At 66.0% G+C, this 5,428-nt stretch carries 4 protein-coding genes; 3 read left to right on the top strand and 1 reads right to left on the bottom strand.

The genetic code is table 11. The features are described from left to right. On the bottom strand, window positions 1-674 hold a 674-nt coding region (locus MUO23_00780; protein MCJ7511485.1), incomplete at its 3' end, for an AAA family ATPase. Window positions 675-824: 150 nt separating this feature from the next. On the opposite strand from MUO23_00780, the gene MUO23_00775 reads away from it, so the two are divergent. From MUO23_00775 to MUO23_00765, 3 genes are all read left to right on the top strand, one after another. Further along, a complete protein-coding gene (locus MUO23_00775; GenBank protein ID MCJ7511484.1) occupies window positions 825-3,611 on the top strand; it encodes a DEAD/DEAH box helicase in 2,787 nt (928 codons plus the stop codon). A 154-nt stretch (window positions 3,612-3,765) separates the two neighbouring features. Beyond that, window positions 3,766-4,323 carry an elongation factor P gene (gene efp / locus MUO23_00770; GenBank protein MCJ7511483.1) on the top strand — a complete coding sequence of 186 codons (558 nt, stop codon included), beginning with the start codon at window positions 3,766-3,768 and terminating at the stop codon, window positions 4,321-4,323. Between the two features lie 350 nt (window positions 4,324-4,673). Continuing rightward, on the top strand, window positions 4,674-5,428 hold a 755-nt coding region (locus tag MUO23_00765), incomplete at its 3' end, for an HAD family hydrolase (protein ID MCJ7511482.1).

The raw sequence follows: 5,428 nt of genomic DNA, 5'->3' as shown, positions 1-5,428 counted from the left end.
GACACCAGGTAGTCTCGCAGGCTGTCGTCGACTCGCACAGCGGCGCGCTCGGCCTGCAGAGCGAGGACTTCGGCCGGGCTGGTGACGGCCCTCAGTTCGGAGAGCGGATCGGCGGCGGCGAACCTTGTCAGGATCCTTCCTTCCTCCTCCGGGGTCGGGTAGCCCAGCTGCAGCCGCAGCAGGAAGCGGTCGATCTGGGCCTCGGGCAGCGGGAAGGTCCCCTCCAGTTCGACCGGGTTTTGCGTGGCCAGCACCAGGAAGGGGCGCGGCAGTGGACGACTGACGCCGTCCGCCGTCACCTGCCGCTCCTGCATCGCTTCCAGCAGGGCCGACTGCGTACGGGGCGTGGCCCGATTGATCTCGTCGGCCAGCACGATTTGCGACATCACGGGACCAGGTCGGAACTCGAACTCCTGGGTCCTTTGATTGAACCAGGTGATGCCCGTCACATCCGAGGGGAGCAGGTCGGGGGTGAATTGAATACGCTGGAACGAGCACCCGAGCGAGACGGCCAGGGCGCGGGCCAGGGTCGTCTTGCCGATGCCCGGAACGTCCTCAATCAGGATGTGCCCCTCGCACAGCACCGCCGCCAGCGCCAGATCGATGACCTGGCCCTTGCCGACGATCACAGTCTGGATGTTCTCTCGAATTCGCCTGGCGGCTTGATCGATCATGCTGCGCCTTTCGGGGTTGAAGGGAATATCGGGATGGCCTGGAGGCGATGGCGCCTGGCGCGCACAACCCAAACGGGCTGCTGGGCGAAGGCGAGGCGAGTATAGCATGGGGCCTGGAGGTGGATGCTATAATCCATATCCCCTGCCGAGATGCGGACACTTGTTGCGCTCGATCTGGAAACCACCGGGTTGGATCCAGCGCGGGATGCCATCCTGGAGATCGGCGCCCTGCGCTTCCGCGGGGCGCGCATCGAGAAGAGTTACAGCCAGCTCGTCAATCCCGGCCGCCCAATCCCCTCCTTCATCACCCAACTGACCGGCATCAACGACAGCATGGTTGCGGATGCTCCCCGGCTTTCGGCCGTGCTGGGTGACCTGGCCGAGCTGATCGGTGACGCGCCGGTGATCGGGCACAACATCGCCTTCGACCTGGCCTTCCTGCAGCGCCGAGGCTCCCTGGCGGACGCCCTGGGAATCGACACCTTCGACCTGGCCTCGGTCATGCTGCCTGCGATCGGGCGCTACGGCCTGGCCGCCATCGCCCGCCAGCTCGGCATCCCGGTCCCGACCTCGCATCGGGCGCTGGCGGATGCCCAGACCACCCATCAGGTCTTCCTGCAGATGGTCGAGCGGGCGCGCGATCTCCCGCGGTCGATCCTGGAGGAGATCGTTCTGTTGGGAGAGAACGTCGAGTGGGGCGGCGGGTGGCTGTTCGAGGAGGCGCTCTCCGAACGTCCGGCCTCCGATCCCCACGCTTCTCCCCGACTGACCTCCAGCCGGCTGCTACGCGCGGCTGAGCCCGAGCCCGCACCCGGCCTCCAGCCCCGGGACCCGCTGATTCCTCTGGACGTCGAGGAGCTGGCGTCGACTCTCGAGCCCGGCGGTCCTTTCGCTCAGCGCTTCCCGGGATATGAGCACCGCAGGGAGCAAGTGAGCATGCTGCGGGCGGTAGCCCAGGCGCTTTCGGACGGCAAACATCTGATGGTCGAGGCCGGGACGGGAACCGGCAAGTCGATGGCCTATCTGATCCCGGCGCTGGAATGGGCGAACGTCAACGGACAGCGGGTCGTCGTCTCCACCAACACCATCAATTTGCAGGACCAACTGCGAAACAAGGACGTCCCCGACTTGCGTCTGGCGCTTGGACAGGACTACCAGGTGTCGATCTTGAAAGGACGTGCCAACTACCTGTGCCCGCGGCGACTGGATGCGGCGCGCCACCTGGGACCGCGATCACCGGAGGAGATGCGCCTGCTGGCCAAGCTCTTGGTTTGGCTTTCTGGGGGTGGGAGCGGGGACCGCACCGACCTCAGCCTGGCCGGACCAGCGGAGGCGGCCTCGTGGGGCCGGCTGTCCGCCGACAGCGACGAGTGCACGGCCGAGTCGTGCCAGGCGTACGCCGAAGGCACCTGCCCATACTTCCAGGCGCGCCGGGCGGCAGAGCAGGCACATCTGGTCGTGGTCAATCACGCCTTGTTGTTGGCGGATATCGTCACGGGCAATAGGGTCATCCCCGAGTACGACTATCTGATTGTCGATGAGGCTCATCACCTGGAATCGGCTGCAACCAAGGGCTTGAGTCTGCAGGTTACGGAGGCGGAACTCCACCGGGTGTTGAGCGAGATCACTGCCCCGCACAGCGGGCTGCTGGCGATGGTACGCACCGAGGCCAAACATCTGGGCAGTGAGAGCGGCGCCGTGGTGCGCGCGGTGCACGCCTGCAGCGATGACGGCGCCGCCGCCAAGGACCTGGTCGCCCGGCTGTTTTCCGCCCTGGCTGGGTTCATGACCGAGCGGCGGGAAGGGCAGGAGATCAGCCCCTTCGGACAGCAGGAGCGCGTCTTGCCCTCCACCCGGACCCTGGTCTCCTGGGCGGAAGTCGAGCGGGTGTGGGAGGACCTGCGCGGCATCCTGCTCCGCCTGGCCAAGCAGCTAGCCGAAATCAGCCAGGTGCTCGAGGACAGCCTCGCCGGTCAGAGCGATCTCCAGGAGGACCTGGTGGTCTCGCTGCGCACGTCATCGAGGGCCGTGGCGTCCCAGCACAGCAGCCTGGAGGCCTTCGTATTCGAACCCGACGCACAGACCATCTACTGGATCGAGATCCAGCCCTCAGGCACGCGGATGTCGCTCAACGCCGCCCCGCTGGAGGTCGGTCCGCTGGTCCAGCGGCACCTGTGGCATGCGAAATCCAGCGTGATCCTGACCTCGGCCACACTGACGACCGCTGGGAGCTTCGACTACCTGCGGGGGCGGCTCAAAGCCGAGGACGCCGAGGAGCTTGCGGTGGATTCGCCGTTCGACTATGAGACCTCCACCCTGCTCTACCTTGTGAACGATATCCCCGAGCCTTTCGATCGTCAGGCTTATCAGCGGGTGATGGAGCAGGGGCTGGTCAGCCTCGGGCGCGCCACCCGCGGCCGGATGCTGGTGCTCTTCACCTCGCACGACCAACTGCGGCGCACCGCCAGCGCCATCAGCGCCCCCCTCTCCACCGAGGGGATCCTGGTGCTTGACCAGAGCGAGGGAGCCTCGCGCACCGCCCTGCTCGAGCAGTTCCGCACAACCGAACAGGCGGTGCTCCTCGGGACACGTTCGTTCTGGGAGGGGGTCGATGTGCCGGGCGAGGCGCTGTCGGTCCTGGCGATCGCCCGCCTTCCATTCGATGTCCCCACCGATCCGATCATCGCCTCCCGGGCCGAGTCCTTTGAGGCGCCATTCGACGAATATCACGTGCCGGAGGCCATCCTGCGCTTCCGCCAGGGATTTGGCAGGTTGATTCGGACGCGATCCGACCGGGGCGTGGTGGTGTGCTTCGATCGGCGGATCCTGACCAAACGCTACGGCCAGGCCTTCCTGAGCTCCCTGCCCCACTGCACCCAGCGCGCCGGCCCGATGAGCGATCTCCCCAGCGCCGCCTCGCGCTGGTTGGGAAGCTGACCCTCGACCGGAAAACCCCCCTGCACCTCCCCGGGCGCCATACCCCCTCAGGCGACGCCGCCACTCGCGCCGGCCACCTGGGCACAGTCGATTGACCCCAACCGCCGGGAGAAGATATAATCGCGTCCATGTTTGCGGCTGGGAGTGACCTTCTGTGATCGATGTCAATGATCTGCGCAAAGGCGTGACCTTCGAATTCGACGGGAACCTGTACAAGGTCCTCGAGTACTCTCATAACAAGCCGGGCCGCGGCAACGCCACCATTCGCACAAAGCTCCGCAACCTGCGCAGCGGCGCCGTGATCGAGCGCACGTTCACCTCAGGCGAGCGCGTGCCCGATGTCCGGCTTGACTACCACGTGGTTCAGTTCCTGTACTTGGACGGCGATCTGTTCCACTTCATGGACACCGAGACCTACGACCAGCCCGTGCTCAACCGCTCGGTCCTCGGCGATGCCGTGGATTTCCTCAAGGAGGGGCAGGAAGTCAAGCTCACCTTCTATGGGCCCGAACCGCTGGATGTCGAGCTCCCGACCGCCGTCGAGTTGAAGGTAGTGGAGGCCGAGTTCGCCGTCAGGGGGGACACCGCCACCGGAGCCACAAAAAGCGTTGTGACCGAGACCGGGTTGAAGGTGCAGGTTCCGCTGTTCGTCGAGAACGGCGCCACAATCCGCGTGGACACCCGAACCGGCCAGTACCTGACCCGGGTCTAGCTGCGATCAGGGACGTCTTGTGCGCACCCCGGCCGGCACCGAGTGCCCTTTCTACTACGCTGATTTCAATCGAGGCTTGAATCGTCAGGAGTGCCGGCTGGTCAGGCGCAACCCTGCCGGCGGTTCATGGTCTGCCGACCTTTGCGCTCGGTGCCCGGTGCCGCAAATCCTGATCGCCAACAGTTGCCCAACTCTAGTGCTTGAAGCCCGCGTCCACCAGGGCGTCTTGGGGATGGGAAAGCGGGTCGAGATCCGGGCCAGCTGTACCCGCTCCCTGGCGCCCGTCACCGAACCCGAGGTCGGGTGCGGCCAGTGCCACGCACTGCCTTTCGCCGTCCGGGATTGAGACTGTGATCCAGGCCGTGTTGTTCGATCTGGACGACACCCTGCTGTCCAACGACATGGACCGGTTCCTGCCTGCCTACCTTCAGTCGCTCTCCCGCGAGCTGGCGGATGTGATTCCTCCCGAGCGCCTTGCGCCCGAGTTGATGCGGGGAACGCAAGCGATGCTTGCCAACCGTGATCCGGAGAAGACCCTGCAGCAGGCCTTCGCCGAAGGCTTCTACCCGGCTGTGGGCCAGACCGAGCAAGCTCTCGCCCCGCGCTTCGAAGCCTTCTACCGAGGCCGATTTGATGAGCTGCGATCGTTGACTTCCCCTCGCCCCGAAGCCCTGGCCGTCATCCAGTCGGTCATCTCCGGGGCCCGTTCGGTGGCCGTGGCCACCAACCCCATGATGCCGGGCATCGCCGTCGCAGCCCGCCTGCGCTGGGCCGGAGTCTCCCCCGAGGTCGTCCCGTTCGCCCTGATCGCCAGCTATGAGCGCTTCCACTTCGCCAAGCCCGACCCAGCCTTCTTCTCTGAGCTGACTGCCCAGCTGGGCCTGGCGCCGCACGAAGCTGCGATGGTCGGCAATTCGGCGTCGGATGACATTCAACCGGCCGCCCGTCTCGGAATTCCCGCTTTCCTGGTGGACGGGGAGGCGGTGGACGGAGGCTTTGCCGGAGGCCTGCGGGACGTTCCAGCTTGGGTCGAGTCGCTGGACGGCGTGCCACCGAGGTCGGTAACCGAGGCATCGGCACTCGAGGCCAGGCTGCGTGGCCATCT

The organism is Anaerolineales bacterium (genome assembly GCA_022866145.1).
Taxonomy (GTDB): Bacteria; Chloroflexota; Anaerolineae; order Anaerolineales; family E44-bin32; genus PFL42.
This window is presented reverse-complemented; position numbering and strand designations above follow the sequence as displayed.